At 62.8% G+C, this 18,037-nt stretch carries 15 protein-coding genes and 2 tRNA genes; 10 read left to right on the top strand and 7 right to left on the bottom strand.

Annotated elements, in window-relative coordinates; translation table 11 throughout:
• The first annotated feature begins 91 nt into the window (after positions 1-91).
• Positions 92-3,940 carry an autotransporter assembly complex protein TamB gene (gene tamB, locus ACRCYW_RS09735; protein WP_438549918.1) on the top strand — a complete coding sequence of 1,283 codons (3,849 nt, stop codon included), beginning with the start codon at positions 92-94 and terminating at the stop codon, positions 3,938-3,940.
• 114 nt (positions 3,941-4,054) lie between these two features.
• On the opposite strand, the gene ACRCYW_RS09730 is transcribed toward tamB, so the two are convergent.
• Both ACRCYW_RS09730 and ACRCYW_RS09725 read right to left on the bottom strand, forming a co-directional pair.
• A tRNA-Tyr gene (locus ACRCYW_RS09730) sits at positions 4,055-4,139 on the bottom strand.
• A 32-nt stretch (positions 4,140-4,171) separates the two neighbouring features.
• Positions 4,172-4,256, bottom strand: a tRNA-Tyr gene (locus tag ACRCYW_RS09725).
• Positions 4,257-4,382: 126 nt separating this feature from the next.
• Between ACRCYW_RS09725 and ACRCYW_RS09720 the strand changes: the two genes are divergently transcribed.
• A complete protein-coding gene (locus ACRCYW_RS09720; protein ID WP_438549917.1) occupies positions 4,383-4,907 on the top strand; it encodes a VC2046/SO_2500 family protein in 525 nt (174 codons plus the stop codon).
• Between the two features lie 76 nt (positions 4,908-4,983).
• Here ACRCYW_RS09720 and hpf read toward each other — a convergent pair whose 3' ends face one another.
• On the bottom strand, positions 4,984-5,322 hold the full coding sequence (gene hpf / locus ACRCYW_RS09715; RefSeq protein WP_438549916.1) for a ribosome hibernation-promoting factor, HPF/YfiA family: 339 nt from the start codon (positions 5,320-5,322) through the stop codon (positions 4,984-4,986).
• A gap of 388 nt (positions 5,323-5,710) precedes the next feature.
• Here hpf and ACRCYW_RS09710 point away from each other — a divergent pair, with 388 nt between their 5' ends.
• The 5 genes from ACRCYW_RS09710 (at position 5,711) to yciA (ending at position 13,077) form a co-directional block, all read left to right on the top strand.
• Positions 5,711-8,236, top strand: a complete 2,526-nt coding sequence (locus ACRCYW_RS09710) for a putative bifunctional diguanylate cyclase/phosphodiesterase (RefSeq protein WP_438549915.1) — start codon at positions 5,711-5,713, stop codon at positions 8,234-8,236.
• 75 nt (positions 8,237-8,311) lie between these two features.
• Entirely contained in the window at positions 8,312-10,228 is a 1,917-nt protein-coding gene (locus ACRCYW_RS09705; RefSeq protein WP_438549914.1) for a transglycosylase SLT domain-containing protein, read from the top strand.
• A gap of 181 nt (positions 10,229-10,409) precedes the next feature.
• Complete coding sequence (locus ACRCYW_RS09700) at positions 10,410-11,408, top strand: LacI family DNA-binding transcriptional regulator (RefSeq protein ID WP_438549913.1); 999 nt, start codon at positions 10,410-10,412, stop codon at positions 11,406-11,408.
• 244 nt (positions 11,409-11,652) lie between these two features.
• On the top strand, positions 11,653-12,468 hold the full coding sequence (locus ACRCYW_RS09695) for an NAD-dependent epimerase/dehydratase family protein (protein ID WP_438549912.1): 816 nt from the start codon (positions 11,653-11,655) through the stop codon (positions 12,466-12,468).
• Between the two features lie 210 nt (positions 12,469-12,678).
• Complete coding sequence (yciA, locus tag ACRCYW_RS09690; protein WP_438549911.1) at positions 12,679-13,077, top strand: acyl-CoA thioester hydrolase YciA; 399 nt, start codon at positions 12,679-12,681, stop codon at positions 13,075-13,077.
• 6 nt (positions 13,078-13,083) lie between these two features.
• Here yciA and ACRCYW_RS09685 read toward each other — a convergent pair whose 3' ends face one another.
• A complete protein-coding gene (locus ACRCYW_RS09685) occupies positions 13,084-13,308 on the bottom strand; it encodes a hypothetical protein (RefSeq protein WP_438549910.1) in 225 nt (74 codons plus the stop codon).
• A 111-nt stretch (positions 13,309-13,419) separates the two neighbouring features.
• On the opposite strand from ACRCYW_RS09685, the gene ACRCYW_RS09680 reads away from it, so the two are divergent.
• Positions 13,420-14,265 (top strand): endonuclease/exonuclease/phosphatase family protein, encoded by an 846-nt coding sequence (locus ACRCYW_RS09680; protein WP_438549909.1) that lies wholly within the window; start codon positions 13,420-13,422, stop codon positions 14,263-14,265.
• A gap of 67 nt (positions 14,266-14,332) precedes the next feature.
• Here ACRCYW_RS09680 and ACRCYW_RS09675 read toward each other — a convergent pair whose 3' ends face one another.
• Positions 14,333-15,589, bottom strand: a complete 1,257-nt coding sequence (locus ACRCYW_RS09675) for a LysM peptidoglycan-binding domain-containing protein (RefSeq protein ID WP_438549908.1) — start codon at positions 15,587-15,589, stop codon at positions 14,333-14,335.
• A gap of 54 nt (positions 15,590-15,643) precedes the next feature.
• Here ACRCYW_RS09675 and ACRCYW_RS09670 point away from each other — a divergent pair, with 54 nt between their 5' ends.
• Entirely contained in the window at positions 15,644-15,862 is a 219-nt protein-coding gene (locus ACRCYW_RS09670; protein WP_438549907.1) for a hypothetical protein, read from the top strand.
• Between the two features lie 86 nt (positions 15,863-15,948).
• Here the strand turns inward: ACRCYW_RS09670 and gloB are convergent, their stop codons facing one another.
• Positions 15,949-16,713, bottom strand: coding sequence for a hydroxyacylglutathione hydrolase (gene gloB, locus ACRCYW_RS09665; protein ID WP_438549906.1), 765 nt, complete (start codon positions 16,711-16,713; stop codon positions 15,949-15,951).
• A gap of 81 nt (positions 16,714-16,794) precedes the next feature.
• Between gloB and ACRCYW_RS09660 the strand changes: the two genes are divergently transcribed.
• Entirely contained in the window at positions 16,795-17,517 is a 723-nt protein-coding gene (locus tag ACRCYW_RS09660; protein ID WP_438549905.1) for a methyltransferase domain-containing protein, read from the top strand.
• Positions 17,518-17,557: 40 nt separating this feature from the next.
• Here ACRCYW_RS09660 and rnhA read toward each other — a convergent pair whose 3' ends face one another.
• On the bottom strand, positions 17,558-18,022 hold the full coding sequence (gene rnhA, locus ACRCYW_RS09655) for a ribonuclease HI (RefSeq protein WP_438549904.1): 465 nt from the start codon (positions 18,020-18,022) through the stop codon (positions 17,558-17,560).
• Positions 18,023-18,037: the final 15 nt, after the last annotated feature.

Here is an 18,037-nt window from a genome sequence, read left to right as displayed (position 1 = left end):
CTGTGATATCAAGTGCTGCCAACCCCACACTTGATGGTGTGATCCATCTATTCTGGCCGCTGCGGCTGCATTTCTCGCTGGGGTCTGCATCGTGATCTGGGTAAAACGCATTTTCTTGTGGTTGATGGGCATCATCTTCCTGCTGCTCATCGGCGTCAGCCTGCTGGGTTTCACCCATCAGGGCAACAAGTGGCTGTGGCAACAGGCCAAGTCGGCGCTGCCGTCCCTCAAGGGGGAGCTGGTGGCGGGCCAACTCGGCTACGGCTGGACCCTGGAAGGGGTCGGTTGGCAGGATGAGCTGGTGGATGTCACCGTCGAGCGTGCCGTGCTGGACTGGGATCTCGGCAAGTTGCTGCAGGGCAAGCTCTGGATCAAGTCCCTGGCGGTGACTCACCCCGTGGTGCGGGTGGCCGGATCCGAGCCCGTGCCAGAGGAGCCGTCAGAGCCCTTCGTCTGGCATCCCTTGCCCCTTCGCATCCAGTTTGACAGCCTCAGAGTGGCGGATCTGGACCTGATCGTGCCTGGCGTGGCGGTGACCCTCAAGGATCTCGACATAGGTGCCACCCTGAATCGGCAGGGGCTCATCGTGCGTGGGCCTGTGCTGGATGGCCTCAACATAGTGCTGGCGGAGGCCCCCAAGGACGCGGCCGACGACAAGAAGCCTGCCGACAAGACGAAGCAACCCGCCAAGCCGGCGCAGAGCAAGGCGGCCACTGACAAGCAAGACAAACAGGACAAGCAAGCCGGCGGTGCCTCCCTGGCGGCCACGTCGCCTGAGGGTGCCAAGGCAGGCAAGAGCGGCAAGGGCAAGGCCGCGAGCAAGCCCGAACCCATCAGCCTGCCCGCCATTCGCCTGCCATTCCCCATCCAGCTGGAAGGGCTCAATGCCACCAAGCTGCGCTACCAGCAAGGTGAGCTCATCGAGGGACTCGACAAGCTGCTGCTCAGCGCCACGGCCAGGGAGGAGCGCATCGATGTACGTGAGCTCTCACTGCGCCACGACATGGCGGATCTGGCCCTGAGCGGTCATGTGCGACTGATCGACGACTATCCTCTGGCCCTGACCCTGGATGCCAAGGCCCGCAAGGGGCTCAAGCAGTGGGAGCTCGATACCGAGAAGGCGACCCTCAAGCTGGATGGCTCCGTGGGCAAGCTGGCGCTGGCGCTGCAGGCCAAGGGGCCGGTCGCGGCCAATCTCAAGGGGACTCTGGCGGCCCTGGATCCCGACTTGCCGTTCGAACTGGCGCTGGACTGGCCGCGCCTCGGCTGGCCGCTGCACAAGCCCGCCAAGGATGAGCCCGGCTATCAGCTGGACAAGGGCACCCTGAGCGCCAAGGGCAAGCTCTCCGGCTATCAGTTTGCCCTGAAGACCGCTGGCAAGGGCACGGACGTGCCCCCCTTCAAACTGGCGATCGAAGGCAAGGGGGATCTGAACCAGTTCAGCCGCATCGAGCTGTTGCTCAATGCCCTGACCGGTGAGCTCAAGCTCGACGGCAAACTGGCCTGGAGCAAGGGGGTCCAGTGGCAGGGCAACACCGAATTCAAGGGAATAAACCCGGCCGAGCTGGTGCCCGAGATCAAGGGCAAGCTGGGGGGCAAGATCGCCAGCCGCTTCGAGCTGACCGAGGCGGGTCATTGGCAGCTGGCGCTCCCCGAGCTCAACATCGAGGGCAAGCTGAACCAGTATCCCCTGGCCCTGAAGGGGACCCTCAGCGGCAACGACAAGATGGAGTGGACCATCCCCTCCCTGGCGCTGCAAAGCGGCCCGAACCGACTGCAGGCCAAGGGGGCGTTGACCCAGCAGGCCTGGAAGCTGGATGCGGATCTGGATGCCCCCCAGCTGGGGGGCCTCTATCCCGCCCTCAAGGGGGACATCAAGGGCCAGGTGCGCGTCACCGGCAATCAGCAGGCTCCCAGAGTGAACGCGGATCTGGCCTCTGGCCGCCTCGTCTATGACGGCATTGTGCTCAAGAGCATCGCCATCAAGGGCAATGTGCTGGCCTCCGACAAGCCTGCCGGCGAGCTGTCGATGACGGTGGCGAGCCTGGTACAGGGGGCGAACAAGCTCTCCGATCTCGCCCTCAACGCCAGCGGCGATCTCAATCGTCATGGGCTGACCTTGACCATGAAGGGGGATCCGGTGGCGGCGAACCTCAGCATCAACGGCAGCCTGCGCGGGGATCACTGGCGCGGTGCCCTGTCCGAATTGAAGCTGAAGACGCCCCTCAAGCGCTGGACCCTGGCCGCCCCCTGGGCGCTGGATGCGGATCTGCCCAGGCAGCGGCTGACCATGGGGGATCTCTGCCTCGGCTCCCAGGGCTCGACGCTCTGCGTCAAGGGCAGCCAGATCTCTGCCGCTCAGGGCAGCCTGGAGTTTGCCCTCAGCCAGTTCGATCTCAAGCGCCTGCGCCCCTGGCTGCCGGACAACTTCCGCTGGCAGGCTGTGCTGTCGGCGGATGGCCGGGCCAGCTGGCGCGGCTCCCAGCCGACCCTGCACGCCACCGTACGCACCACCCCGGGTACCCTGGTGGCGGACGAACTCAAGACCGATTATCAGCGCCTCGAGCTCGGGGTCGACTTCGAACGCCAGCAGGCGGCCATCCGCCTCGATTTCGCCTCGGAGAAGATAGGCAACATAGACACGGATCTGCTCATCCGGGAGCCTGACGGACGGGGCCAGCTGTCGGGTCAGCTCAAGTTCGACGATCTCAAGCTGACCGCCTTCGCCCCCCTCATTCCCGAGGTGCGCTCCCTGCAGGGGATCATCTCCGCCAATGCCCGCTTCGACGGCACCCTCAAGGCGCCTCTGCTCTATGGGGAGCTCGCCCTCAGGGATGGCGAGGTGCAGACCCACTCCGACATGGTGACCCTCTCCAAGCTGGTGACCCGCCTCAAGATAGACGGCAACCGGGCCGAACTCGATGGCTCCATGCTGGTGGGCAAGGGCCCCCTGGCGCTGGGGGGCTGGATGAGCTGGGCCAGGCAGCCTCTCACCGGCAGCCTCACCATCCAGGGCAAGGATCTGGAGGCCCAGTATCCCGGCATGGGACGAGTGCGGGTGACGCCGGACATCGCCATCTCCCTCGGGGAGGAGACCAAGGTCAGCGGCAAGGTGGAGATCCCCTGGTCGCGGATCTTGGTCAAGAGCCTGCCGGACAGCGCGGTGGCGGTGTCGGACGACGTGACCGTGATCTACGACGACATCCCCCCCGTGCCCAAGGCCGAGCCCCTGCCGATGGAGATCAACCTCGCCATCCGACTGGGGGACGACGTGCGCCTCGAGGCCATGGGCCTCAAGACCAAGATGGCCGGCGGGCTCACCATCCGTCAGGATCCCTCCAAACCCCTGTCGGGCAACGGTCAGCTGGAGCTCAAAGATGGGCGCTTCAAGGCCTACGGCCAGAACCTCATCATCAAGGAGGGGCGGATCATCTTCTCCGGCCCCATCGATCAGCCTTATCTCAATATCGAGACCTATCGGGATCCCGATACCATAGAGGACAACGTGACCGTCGGTGTGAGGGTGACGGGACCGGCCGCCAAGCCGAAGATCACCGTCTACTCAGAGCCACAGATGGCGCAGTCCGAGCAGCTCTCCTATCTGCTGCGGGGCAAGGGGCTGCAGACTGGTGGCGAGGATGGCGGCTTCAACGGCCTGCTGGTGGCGGGCGCCGTCAGCCAGGCCAACGGGGTGGTCTCCAGCCTGGGTGAATCCCTCGGCATGAGCGATGTGGCCCTGGATACCGCCGGCAGTGGAGACGATACCCAGGTTACCCTGTCGGCCTATCTGCTGCCCGGCCTGCAGTTCCAGTACGGGGTCGGGGTGTTCAGCCCCATCGCCGAGTTCAAGCTGCGCTACGAGGTGATGCCGAGACTCTACCTGCAGGCCATGAGCGGGGTGGCCCAAGCGGTGGACATCTTCTATCGCTTCACCCTGTGAGGCAGGCATGAGTAGGAAACGGGAGGCTAGCGCCTCCCGTTTTCATTGGGGCTGGCGACAAGATGCGGGAGCCAAAAAGCGAAAACCCGGCACGGGGCCGGGTTGTCTGAAGAGTGGTGGAGGGAGAAGGATTCGAACCTTCGAAGGCAGAGCCGTCAGATTTACAGTCTGATCCCTTTGGCCGCTCGGGAACCCCTCCACGGGGTACTTTCCTGATTGTTCGCACTTGAATGGTGGAGGGAGAAGGATTCGAACCTTCGAAGGCAGAGCCGTCAGATTTACAGTCTGATCCCTTTGGCCGCTCGGGAACCCCTCCCCAAGTGCGAGGCGCATACTAACAGATCCCTCACCGTTGTGAACCCCTTGCCGGGGATTTTTAATGCTTAAAGGATCGGGTTGACGGCCGATAAGCAATGAAACCCCCATTTATAAGATTTATCCCATGTTGCCAAACGCTATTCGCGATCGCCTGCTCGTCGATGAAGCCCAGCTGGGTCAGCGTTTAAACCAGGATCTGCGACAAGGGGACAGGGCCGACTTTCGGCTGCACCTGGCACTGCTGACCGACGCCGTCGAAGAGCAGCCCTGGTTTGGGGAGCGGCCTGCCGGCGCCCCCGACCGCCGGGAGTGGCGCCAGCACTTCGGCTTGCCGGCGCAGGCTCCCCTGCAGGGCGGCGTGGAGGAGGGGGATGCCAGCGATATCAACGAGCGCCTGCAGCAGGGGGGCTGCGCGCTGGATCTGCAGCTCTGGTTGGCGCTACGCTCCCCCCCCATAGTGGCGAAGACATCGGTGCTGCCTCCCGCCGTCTACGACAACCTGTCGGCCCTCGGCCGCGAGCGCTGGCAGGCCAGGCTATCGTCTGATGTACCGGGGTCGGTGCCGAGGGGAGAAGACCCCCTGTTGATGCTGCCCCTGCTCGATAAGTTGAAGGGAGGGGTGGAGGCGGGGCTGCACTGGCTGAGCTGATGGCTGAAAGAGGGGCAGCAAAAAGGCGGGATAACCCGCCTTTTTCGTCAATCCTGGTGAGGAGTGCTGTGCCCTGTCAGACATCGGCCTCATCAGGTTCCAGCTGCGGCGCTTCTTTGGCCGAAGCGCGGCGCGCGATGGGCTTCTCGGTGTGGCGGTTGAGCTGGCGTTCCAGCTTCTGACCCAGTTCGGTGACGGCGGCGTAGAGATCCTCGTGCTCTGCCTGCGCAAACAGCTTGCCATTGGGGACGCCGGCCTTGGCCTCGACGATGTACATCAAACGCTCTTTCGAGATGATCACATGAGGCGTGATAAGAGGCACCTGAAGACGCTCGAGCTTTTCAAACCGGGATTCGATGCGCTCGCGGATAGCCGGGGTAATCTCAATGATTTTACTGGTAATTTCAATTTTCATATTGGCCCCCTTCGGGTCGTCTTGCTTGTGTTTTCACCTCCAGATTACCCATGTAGACGGATGAATGTGTGATCTGGATCACGAAATATTCTCGCGGTTATTTAGCGAATTATAAATTGTGACCTTTTCCGGTTTCGTGCCAAAAACCGCTTGAGCTCAGCGAAACCGGCAGGCAGTATGGCGGAAGTAGGATCGTTTCTGTCCCCCCTTGGCAGCGCCTTGTGCCGACCTGATCTCTGGTCTCTGCCCCCTGGTCTCGAATATCTTTGTCCATATTCATCCCATCCCACCGCAGGCGGATTGCCGTGTGCCGGTGAAGATATGCGTTTACAGATACCGGCTCGCAGGTGTTCGGGCGGGTAAGCTGGTTGTAGTGTTGGAGTCGTAAATGAAACAGCAAGCCACTCAACTGATGTGGTTTTATGATCGGCAACTCGAGAAATGGAGTCTGTCCGATCATCTCTCCTGTCAGCCCTGGCAGGGGGAGGGGGCCCACCCTTGGGCCACAAGGCTGGTACAGGAAGATGAATCCGGCTTCGCCGAGTTTCTCTCCAGACTCCATGACTCGGATCAACCCGGGCAGTTTATCGGCCACCTGCAGGACGAAGACGGAGCCATGCACCACGTGCTCTGGTGCGGCCAGTATGTACCCGCCCAGGGTCTCTGCTGTGGCTGGGTGGCACCTCTGGACATGGCGTCCCGCCCCCCGGACAGCGGCCAGTCGGCCACCCTCTCCCCGCAACCCCCATTGCTCCAAGATCCCTTGCTGGCCCAGCTGGCGCAGGCACTCTCCGCCAAGACGGGGCTCGACTTCTGCCATACTCTGGTCAATGAACTCGCCCATATTCTGGGGGCCAGCGCGGTCTGGCTGACGGAGTATCAGGGCAGGGACAGGCTCAAGGTGCTGGCGAGTCAGGGCATAGAGCTCAAGGAGTACTCACCGGCCCAGATGCCCTGCCAACACCTCTATGAGCAGGACGCCGCCAGCGCCGCGCCGGTGAGCGGGCGGCTGATGGAGGGGGCCGGTACCCTGCCCGGACAGTACTATTATGCCCAGCCGCTGCGGGATCGCGCAGGCCAGCTGCTGGGTCACCTGGCCCTGCTGTTCCCGAGCGAGATCCAGACCGCCAACCTGGACGCCGTGCTGACCCTCTTCTCGGCCCGCATGGTGGCCGAGCTGGAGCGCCTGCACAGCGACGCCCAGTTGCGGCTCTCCGCGGTTGCCTTCGAAACCCACGAAGGGATCATCATCACGGATCCCGAGTTCAAGATCCTGCGGGTCAACCACGCCTTCAGCCAGATCACCGGTTTCGACAACCAGGGGGTGATAGGCCAGCACCTCGGCAATGATCTCTGGTCCGGTCTGGGGGGGCTTGGCTACGAGCTCAGCAGCCTCACGCGCTGGCAGGGGGAAACCCTGCGTCTGCACGCCGACGGCCGTGCCTACCCCCAGTGGGAGATCGTCACACCGGTGCAGGACGACAAGGGGGGGATCAGCCATTACGTCATCTTCTTCGAGGACATATCTGAGCGTAAGGCGGCGGAGCGCCGCATCCAGGATCTCGCCTACTACGATGAGCTGACCGGCCTGCCCAATCGCCGCCAGCTCCATGAGACCCTGGCCCAGGCCTTCATCGAGGCGAGCCGCGAGCACCTGGTCGGCGCCCTGCTGTTCATCGATCTCGATCACTTCAAGACCATCAACGACTCCCTCGGCCACGCCACCGGCGACTGGTTGCTCAAGGAGGTGGCCAGCCGCCTCAAGCGCCTGGTGCGGCAGGGGGATTGCCTGGCCCGCCTCGGCGGTGACGAGTTCGTATTGCTGCTGCCATCGCTCTCGGCCAGCCCGCCCCAGGCGGAGATGCAGGCCGACATGATTGCCGAGCGCCTCATCGGGGAGATTGCCGCCCCCTATAGCCATGGGGGCCAGGTGCTGCATATCGGCGCCAGCGTCGGCATCACCCTGTTCCCCGGCCGGGAGCAGGAGGCGGGGGACTTGCTCAAGCAGGCGGACACTGCCATGTATCAGGCCAAGTCGGCGGGGCGCAAGACCCGGCGCTTCTTCGATGCCTCCATGCAGTTGCAGGCCGACCGGCGCCTGCTCATCCACAACGAGCTGCGCAGCGCCCTCAACAACCAGGAGTTGACGCTCCACTACCAGCCCCAACACATGGTGGAGGGCGGGGAGTTCATCGGGGTGGAGGCGCTGATCCGCTGGCAGCCTCCCGGCCGTGCCCTGGTGTCGCCGGGGGAGTTCATCCCCATCGCCGAGGAGACGGATCTCATCGTCGACATCGGCAACTGGGTGTTGCACGAAGCCTGCTCCCAGTATGTCTCCTGGGAGGAGAGCGGCATCCACGTGCCCCAGCTGTCGGTCAATGTCAGCGCCAAGCAGTTCCATGCCCACGACTTCGTCGAGCGTATTCACGACGTGCTGGCGGCGACCGGCATGGATCCCGGCAGCCTGAACCTGGAGATCACCGAATCCGTGGTGCTCGGCCATGCGGAAGACACCATCAGCAAGATGGCCGAGCTCAAGACCCTCGGCATCAGCTTTGCCATCGATGACTTTGGCGCCGGCTACTCCTCCCTCAGCTACCTCAAGCGGTTGCCGGCGGACGAGCTCAAGATAGATCGCTCCTTCATCCAGGACATACCCAGGGATGGGGACAACATGGCCATCGTCGAGGCGGTGATCGCCATGGCGCGTCACATGGGTTTCAACGTGACGGCGGAGGGGGTGGAGTCGCGCCAGCAGTTGGAATTCCTGCAGGCGCAGGGGTGTCATTTCTATCAGGGATACCTCGCCTCCAAGCCGCTGCCCGTGCCCTATCTGGAGCGTTATATCGAGCGCCTGTCCCGCAGCGAACGGCACCCTCCTGCCGATAAAAATAGTGTGGCGTCGCCCCCCTGATTAGCGGGTAGAATGAGGGTCATATCACCACCGCCAACGGGCGGTGGCTCTGCCTCTCAAGGGAGTACGCTATTCGTGAAAGCCGTCTGGGGAATCATAGTATCGGCGCTGTGCGCATCCGGGTTTGTGGCGCAGGCTTCGGCACAAACCATGGAGCAATCCCTCTACCGTCAGGCTTATGATGCGGTGCGCGCCGATGATCAGGCCCGTTTCCAGCAGATCCGCGCCCGCCTGACCCACTACCCCCTGTTGCCCTACCTGGATTATTACCAGCTGGCCTTCCGGCCTGGGGCGGCGGATTATGGCGACGTGACCCGCTTCATCCGCCAGCATGGGGATACCCCCCAGTCGAACCGGCTGGAGCGCGCCTATCTCACCTATCTGGCCCAGAGCCAGCAGTGGTCCCAATTCCTGCGCTTCTACCCGGCCAAGCCCAGCTCCACCGACCTGCTCTGCCAGCACTACCAGGCCCGCTATTACACCGGGCAGCAGAAAGAGGCGCTGCGCGAGGCGGGTAAACTCTGGCTGAGCGGGCAATCCAGGCCGGATGCCTGCGATCCCCTGTTCGATCTCTGGCAGCAGGCGGGACTGCGCACCCAGGACAAGATCTGGCAACGCATGCAGCTCGCGTTCGAGACGCAGAACCCCAATCTCATCCGCCACCTCGGCGCCCAGTTGGGGGGCAGCCTGAAACCCTATGGGGATCAGATGATCGCCCTCTATGATCAGCCGGCCCGGGCGATGAACCCCGTCTACTTCACGACGGCCCCCCAGTCCCGGCACTTGCTCGCTCTTGGCCTGGCGCGCTACGCCAATCAGGAACCCGAGGCGGTGCTGCGCCAGCTGGGGGAGATGAAGCGACGCTTCGGCCTCAGCCAGAGCGAGGTCGCGACCGTGGAGCGTGCCGCCGCCCGTCGCCTGCTGCTGGACAGATCCACCGCCCAGCGTGGCTGGCTGGATGCGACTCTGGCGCGCAGCAAGGATGCCGAGCTGCTGGAGTTGCGAGCTCGCCTCGCCATCTGGGAGCTGGACTGGCGCGGGCTTGAAGGCTGGGTCAAGAAGATGCCCATGGGGGCCCAGAAGGAGGATCGCTGGCGCTACTGGATGGCTCGTTCCCTCGAGGTGCAGGGTCAGCAGAAGGCGGCGCGGGATCTCTATCTCGAGACCGCCAACCTGCGGGGCTTCTACGGCTTCATGGCGGCCCAGCGCACCGGCGTGCCCTATCGGATGAAGAACCAGAGCTCGGGGCACAAAGTGCCGGACTGGCGCACGGCGAGCAGCCGCTGGCCCTTCCTGCTGCGGGTGCGCGAGCTGTTGGCCATGAACGAGATCACGGCGGCGCGCTCTGAGTGGATCCACAACATGGATCGCAACAGCGTGGCCCAGCGCATCGAGTTTGGTCACATCGCCCTCAATCAGGGCTGGCACGAGCTGGCGATCCTCTCCAGCATCCGGGCCGAGGCCTGGGATGCCTTGGACCTGCGCTTCCCGCTGCCCCTCAAGCGCACCTTCTCCCAGATGGCCCAGGAGCGGACCATGAACACCAGCCTGCTCTACGCCATCTCCCGCCAGGAGAGCGCCCTCTACCCGCTGGCGCAGTCGCCGGTGGGGGCGCGGGGCCTGATGCAGCTGATGCCGGCCACCGCGAAGGAGACCGCCAGCAAGCTGGGGGTGCCGTATCGCAATGAACAGCAGCTGTTCGATCCGGCCATGAACATCCGCCTCGGCAGCGCCTATCTCAAGCGGCTGCTGGATGTGTATGACGGCAACCGAATTTTGGCGGCGGCGGCCTACAATGCGGGGCCTGGCCGGGTGAAACGCTGGCGGGAGCAGAGTTCGGACAAGCCGATGGATGTCTGGGTGGAGAGCATCCCCTACCGGGAGACGCGCAACTATGTGCAGAACGTGCTCTCGTTTGACCTCATCTATCAGCACAAGCTACAGCAGCCCCTGCGCTTCATGTCCGATCGGGAGCTGAATCACACCTACTGAGGCAAGGAGGCCGTCACCCCGGTGGCTGCCTCCCATTGTTCCCCCAAAATGGTTATCATCCCTTAAGTTTTGTTACAAAAGGAAACCTGCCAGGTGATCGGGCACCCCATCTTGGGCTGGCAGGTTCGATATAATGACCCGATCAACAACACAAACAGGCTTTTCAACCAAGGACTAGAGAGTGGCAACGATCAAAGACGTTTCTCAGCTGGCGAATGTGTCCATCTCGACGGTGTCGCGTGTTATCAACAACACGGCGCAGGTCGCCCCCGAGAAGCGTGAGGCCGTGCTGGCGGCCATGAAGGAGCTGAGTTTCCGCCCCAACAGTTTCGCCCAGGCGCTGGTGAGCAAGCGTTCCAACTGCATCGGCGTGCTGGTGGGGGATCTCTGCGGCGGTCCCTTCTTCGCCCAGATGATGCGCGGCATCGAGAGCGTGGTCGACAAGGCGAACAAGTTCACCATAGTGGTCTCCGGCAACCACGACGCGGCCCGGGAACGCCACGCCATCCAGGCCCTGCTGCAGCGCCAGTGCGACGCCCTGATCCTGCACAGCAAGGCGCTGCCGGATGAGGAGCTGAGCGAGCTGGCGGCGGGTTCAACCCCCATCGTCTTCATCAACCGCCAGGTGCCGGGCTGCGAGGATCGCTGCGTCTGGCTGGACAACCAGGCAGGCATCACCACCGCCTGTCAGCACCTGCTGGATGCGGGCCACCGCAAGATTGCCTTCGTCACCTCGGATGACGAGGAGTTCGTAGACGGTCAGCAGCGGATGGCCGGTTATCGTTTCGCCCTGCAGCGGGCGGGTATAGCGCTGGATCAGTCCCTCATCGGCCGCGCCTTTGCCGACGAGAAGGGGGGCTATGTGGCCATGAGCGAGCTGCTGGCGCGCGGGGTCGAGTTCAGCGCCGTGCTTGGCTTCAACGATGCCATGGTGGCGGGGGCTATCTCCTGCCTGCTGGAGCGGGGCTACAAGATCCCCCAGCAGGTCTCTGTGGTGGGCTTCGACGACATCCCCTACGCCCGCTACATCTATCCCAAGCTCACCACGGTGCGCTATCCCATCGAGGAGATGGGGGAGCGGGCGGCGGAGCTCGCCCTGCTGTTGCTGGATCACAAGCCGGCCGAAGGGCTAGCCCTGAAGTTTGAAGCCGAGCTGGTGAGCCGGGAGTCCGTCGCCTGAGCGAAAGTTGGCCCCAACTGGGCCGACTTTTTCGCCTCGAATTGAAAGCGCTTTCAGAAATCCTTTTCAACTGTGATCGGCTTCAAAGCTTTTTGCCCGCGCTGCCACTAGCATAGGCCCCACGAATTAGGAGCGTGCGCTCCCGATTTTCCCGCTGTGGGAGGTAACCGGTCAATCCGGCTATTTCCTTCGTTACTTTCGACGGCCATCATGGATGGCCGTTTTTTTTTGCCGAGATTTTGCGATGACAACAGAGCATGAGTATCAGACGGGAATAGTGGGAGCGGGCTGGCTGGGATTGCCGCTGGCGAAGGCGCTGCTGGGGCAGGGTCACTCGGTCGCTGTGACGGTGAGCTCGGCCGAGAAGGCCGCGCGGCTGCAATCGGAAGGCATCACCGCCTTCCCCCTGCGGCTCGCCCCCGAGCTGGCCGAGCCCCTGCCATTTCGCAGCCAGGCGCTGGTTGTCTGCGTGCCGCCGAGCAAGACGGAAGACTATCTCGCTGCGGTGGCCCGTCTGTGCCAGCTGGCCTTGGCGGCGGGCACGAAAAGGGTGCTGTTTATCAGCGCCACCTCGGTGTGGGGGCCGGGGCAGACGGAGGAGGAGTCCCCGCATCCGGCCCATGAGCGAGGGGAGCGGATGCTGGCCGCCGAGCACGCCGTGCTGCAGGCCGGGTTTGAGTGCGCCATGGTGCTGCGTCCCGCCGGTCTCTACGGCCCGGAGCGGCATCCCGGCCGCTTCCTCGCGGGCAAGACGCTGGCGGGGGGGGATCAGGCGGTGAACCTGGTGCACCTGGACGATGTCATCGTCGCCTGCCTGCTGGTGCTGGATAAGGGGCAGGATGGGGAGGCCTACAACCTGAGCGCCCCCGTTCACCCGCGCCGAGAGCAACTCTACCCCTTCGCGTCCCGTCTGCTCGGCCTGACGCCGCCTGTGTTCACCGAGCCGAGGGGGGAGTTTGCGCCCATCGAGGGGCAGCGTATCTGTCAGCGGCTCGGCTTCGTCTACCGTTGGCCCGATCCCGCCCACTGGTTTGCGGATCCGGCAGCACAATCAGATTGAAACAAGATGGGGCTCAATATTATCTGCTGCGTCCCATAGGCTAGGCCCGTGCTCGCTGCCCAGGCAATTGCGATTTGCCAAGGGCGGGCTCCCCCCCTATCATGCCGCATCCATAGTGAGTGTGCGGTCATGATGCGGGCCGGGCGATGTCATCCAGGTGAGTCGCATCCTGCTTCATGGCGCCCTCTCTCCACATCATAGAGAGCCGTAATGATGGTCGATACCACGCGTCACCCCGATGGGGAGCTGTTGCTGAGAACCCTGGCAATGCCAGCCGATACCAACCCCAATGGCGACATCTTCGGGGGCTGGATCATGTCCCAGATGGATATAGGTGGGGGCATCATGGCCAAGGAACTGGCGAAGGGGCGCATCTGTACCGTCTCGGTCGAGGGCATGACCTTCCACAGTCCGGTCAAGGTGGGGGACGTGGTGTGCTGCTACGGCCGCTGCCTGAAGGTGGGACGCAGCTCCATGCGGCTGAAACTGGAGGTCTGGGTCAAGCCGGTGCTGCGGGAGAACGAGGCCCAGCGTTACTGCGTGACCGAGGGGGTCTTCACCTACGTCGCCATCGACGATCAGGGGAAATCCCGGCCCGTGCCGGTCTGATCCGGTTCAGGCAAGCCGGGCGCTGATGATGGATATCTCCTGCTCAAGCCCGGTTTTTTGCCGTATCATGCGCTCCAGCATCTCTTCCGAGCCGACACACTGGAAAGTGTCGAACAGGCAGAGATCGCACTGGGGATCCCGCCTGATCTGGTAGACGGTGGAAAGCTCCACTTGATGACAAGTTCCTTGTTGATCGTAGAATGTCACGCGGTACTGGTGCTGTCTCGCCATTGCGGGATCCCTCATGGATGAGTCGGGCCGGACACGAATAATGAGACTAGTCGGCGTTCATGACATTGGTGATGGTCGTGACGCCTTGCAGAGGCAGGTGGTTGTTAGCCAATGAAAAATAGTTATCGCATTCTGGGGACCTCCCTGCTGACGCTGGGATTGGTCGGCTGTTTCGAGGTGCCGGATCAGGATCATCTGGTCACGGCGGCGGGCATAGTGCCCGGGATGAGCTGCCATAAGCCACCGTTGGTGGCGCTGGCATCCACCGCTTTGCCTCGAGAATTTGGCATCACCGTCTGGAATCTCTATAAAGGGCAGCGTAAAAACTGGCGAGAAGGGCTGGATGAGTATGCCAAGTCCCAGGATCTGGTGCTGCTGCAAGAGTCCGCCACCCGGCCCGAGATGCTGGATTGGCTGAAGCGAGGCGACTTCCAGTGGCAACAGCTGCAGGCCTTTACCCAGGGGGGGGTCTCCTTCGGGGTGATGACGGTCGCCAAGACGCCCCAGGCCTTCGTCTGCGGCGTGCGCTCCCCCGAGCCCCTGCTGCGGATCCCCAAGTCCGGTCTGGTGAGCCTCTATCCCCTGCAGGGGGATCCGGACGGCGTGCTGGTGGTGAACCTGCATGCGGTCAACTTCGAGCTCGGCATGGCCACCTTCCGCGAGCAGATCAACGATCTGACGGCCCTAGTGCATCGCCATCAGGGGCCCGTGATCCTGGCCGGGGATTTCAACACCTGGAGCGACAAGCGGGAATACTGGCTGAACAAACTGGTGGGAGAGCTCGGCCTGCAGGAGGCCATCCCGGTACCGGATCTGCGCCGTACCGCCTTCGGCCGTCCGCTGGATCACCTCTACTACCGCAACCTGGATCTGGTGGAGGTGAGCTCGCCGGCCACCGACGCCTCGGATCACAACCCCATCATGGCGCGCTTCGCGGCCCAGGCCATCACGCCCTAGGGGGCGATGGATGGCAGGCAAAAAAATACCCCGCACTCGCGGGGTATTTTTTATCTGGCTTCATCCATCAGCTGTTGTTCTTCACGAACAGGGTCAGCTCCTGACCCGGTTTCAAGTAGTCGCTCTTGCCCAACTGATTCCAGCGCATCACGTCGTTGACGGCGACCTGGAAGCGGGCGGCGATGGAGGAGAGAGAGTCTCCGCGACGCACCTGATAGACCATGGACTTGTTGCTGCCCTTGCCCTGCTTGGGCCAGACCACCAGCTTCATGCCAGGCTTGAGGGCCGACTTGGCGTTCAGACCGTTCCACTTGGCCAGATCGGCGTGGGTGACCCCGTGTGCCTGGCTGATGCTCCACAGGTTGTCACCGGAGCGCACCTGATACTGGATCTTGTTGCCACCGTTGCTGGCGAGCTGCTGCGGCTTGCTCTGGGCGGCCTGACTCACCATGGCTTTGCCGCCGTTGGGGATGATCAGGCTCTGGCCACGGCGCAGGTTGTTGCTGCGCAGGTTGTTGGCCAGCTTGAGCTGCTGCACGCTCACCCCGTGATTCTGGGCGATACGGGACAGGGTATCTCCGCTGGTGACCTGATAGGAGCGCACACCACGGCTGCGTTCACGCTGGGGCAGATCGGCCAGGGCCAGCTCCAGGGTGTCGGCATACTCGACGGGCACCAACAGGTTGTAGGGGCCACGGGGCGACGTCATGCCGCGCTTGAGCGCGGGATTGAGCGCCTTCAGCTGGGAGGCCGAAACCCCCGCCAGTTGCGCTGCCACGTTCAGATCGATCTGGCCACCTGTGTTGATGGTGCGCAGTTGCGGCTTGTTGGCCAGCATCGGCAGGGTGACATTGTATTTGTCCGCGTTGCGGATCATGTCAGCCATGGCCAGGATCTTGGGCACATACATCCGGGTCTCGCGGGGCAAGTCCAGGGACCAGTAGTCGGTCGGTCGACCGGCCTTCTGGTTGCGGATGATGGCGTTGCGCACCCGGCCTTCACCGGCATTGTAGGCCGCCAGGGTCTGCAGCCAGTCGCCGTCGAAGAAACGGTTCAGGTACTCCAGATAGTCCAGTGCGGCGTTGGTGGACGCGATCACATCGCGACGACCGTCATACCAGTTGTCGTGGCGCAGGCCAAAGTTCTTGCCGGTCGCAGGAACGAACTGCCAAAGACCGACCGCATTGCTGCGGGAGCGGGCATTGGGATCGAACATGCTCTCGATCATGGGGATGGTAATAAGCTCCATTGGCAGCTCACGCCGTTCGATTTCCTCTACCATCAGATACAGGTAGGGCTCAGCCCGGCTGGCAATGGTCGCCATATGCTTATCATTACGCAGTAACCAATCACGCTGTTGGCGGACTCGGGCATTATCGTGCGAGTCCAGCTGCATATCATCGCTGATACGCACCCACAGGTTATCAGTGTCATCCAGCTCTTCTATCTGTTCGTCACCGAACAGCAATCGGGAAGAGTGTTTCTTGTACGTTTTCTTGTTGACTTGGGGGGATTTGATCGGCTCGATTGCCGTTACCGCCCGGTCATCCTGATGGCTCAGGTTTTGACAGCCGCTGAGAAACAGCGCCGCCAATAAGGCCGTTCGTAGCTTCATCTCGCTCAGGTCATATTGGAAAAACAGCCCGCATCATAAGGGGCAATGGCCCCCTGATCAAGGTTTGTTCAAAAAACGTCCTTCCAGCGACGCAGGACGGCGAAGGTATCCTCCGGATTTTCCAAGCATTTCAGGGCGTATTTTTCAGCAGAAAATTTCACCGAGTCCTGCTCGCAGCGCATAAATACGTTGAAATGACGCTCATCCCCCAGACGGGAGGGGAGACTCGGCAGGCCCTGCTGGCGCAGCTTGCTGATCAGTCCGATCTGGCGCTGGATCGCCAGGTTGTCCGGCTCCACCGCGTGGGCGAAACGCAGGTTGGAGAGGGTGTATTCATGGGCACAATAGAGGAGGGTGTCGTCGGGCAGGGCCGCGAATCGCTGCAAGGAGGCATACATCTGGGCAGGGGTGCCTTCGAACAGACGACCGCAGCCGGCGGAGAAGAGGGTGTCGCCGCAAAACAGCATGCCGTTGCCGTGATAGGCGATGTGGCCCAGGGTATGGCCGGGTACGTGCATGACCTCGAGACTCAGGCCATGCCAGTCGATCCGGTCGCCATCTTCGAGCCACTGGCCCTGATGATCCGGCATGGGGTCGTGCCTGGGGCCATAGAGGCGGGCGAGGGGGAACTGGCCGAGCAGCTCGCCCACACCCCCCACATGATCCTTGTGGTGATGGGTCAGCAGGATGGCGTCGAGCTCTAGCCCCAGGGCCTCGAGCCGTGCCAGCACGGGGGCCGCCTCGCCCGGATCGACCACCAGACAGCGATTCTCGTGTCGGATCAACCAGATGTAATTGTCGCTGAAGGCGGGAATTGTGATGACGGTATACATGGGTCGGTGTCTCTTAGTGTTCTCTTTGTGGAAGGGATCTTATATAACAGGATGGCATTCGAACCCCGGATTGGTCCCATTATGCAGCTGGCTCGTACCGAACAACAGATCGCGATCCCGACCAGCTGGTCGATGCTGCCCATGGGTGACTGGGTGGCCGCCGAGCTGCAGGAGCGCCTCGATAACTGGTGCCCGCATCTGTTTGGCTATCATCTGCTGAAGATTGGCGCCCTGAGCGCCGAACTCTCCTGCGGCAACTCCTCCATCCGCCACCAGATTGGCATAGCCCCCGAGGGGCGGGTGTTGGACATAGTGGGGGATCCCCTCGCCCTGCCGGTACGCAGTGCCAGCGTGGATGCCTGTCTGCTCGCCCATTGTCTCGATTTCTCCCAGGATCCCCATCAGGTGCTGCGCGAAGCCGAACGGGTGCTGACCGACGACGGCTGGCTCATCGTCAGCGGCTATAACCCGATGAGCCTGGTGGGCCTCGGCCACTATGTGCCCTTCATGCGCCAGCACCTGCCCTGGTCGGCGCGCATGTTTACCCCGACCCGGGTAACGGACTGGTTGCAACTGCTGGGGTGCGAGGTGATGTTCGACGAGCGTTTCGGCTTCTCCTTCATGGGCAGGCAGAGCCGGGTGGCCTGGTGGCGGGAGAGTCTGGGGCGGGATTATTGCCGCCCGCTGGCCTCGGTCTACGTGATCGCCGCCCGCAAGCGGCGTTTCCCCATCACCCCGGTGCGCAGGCGCTGGCGCCTGCCAAATTCGATGGCGGCACCGGGCATGGCGCGTCAGGGGGGATAAACTCAGGCCGAGTCGTGGCAGGGGATCTTCACCCTGATGCTCAGGGCTGATAGCCGGTGTCTTCGGCGAGCTGTTTGCCGCTCGCCGCATCCCGGGCCAGCTCGTCGCAGCGTTCGTTCTCCGGGTGGCCGGAGTGGCCCTTGACCCAGAGCCATTCGATCTGATGGCGCGCCACTTCCGCATCCAGCGCCTGCCAGAGGTCGACGTTCTTGACCGGCTGACGGTTGGCGGTCATCCAGCCTTTCTTCTTCCAGCCGATGATCCACTGAGTGATCCCCTGGCGCACATACTGGCTGTCGGTGGTGAGCCTGACCTGGCAGGGTTCGTTGAGGGCACGCAGTCCCATGATGGCCGCCATCAGCTCCATCCGGTTGTTGGTGGTGAGGCGATAACCCCCCGCCAGCTCCTTGCGATGCTTGCCATAGACCATGACGGCGCCATAGCCGCCGGGGCCCGGGTTGCCGAGGCAGGAACCATCCGTATATAAATCAATCTGTTTTAACATGAGCCTTGGGGTAAA

The sequence above is a fragment of the Aeromonas sp. genome, assembly GCF_051657805.1.
Lineage (GTDB): Bacteria > Pseudomonadota > Gammaproteobacteria > Enterobacterales > Aeromonadaceae > Aeromonas.
Note: the sequence above shows the minus strand (reverse complement) of the source record. Positions and strands in the feature narration are given on the sequence as shown.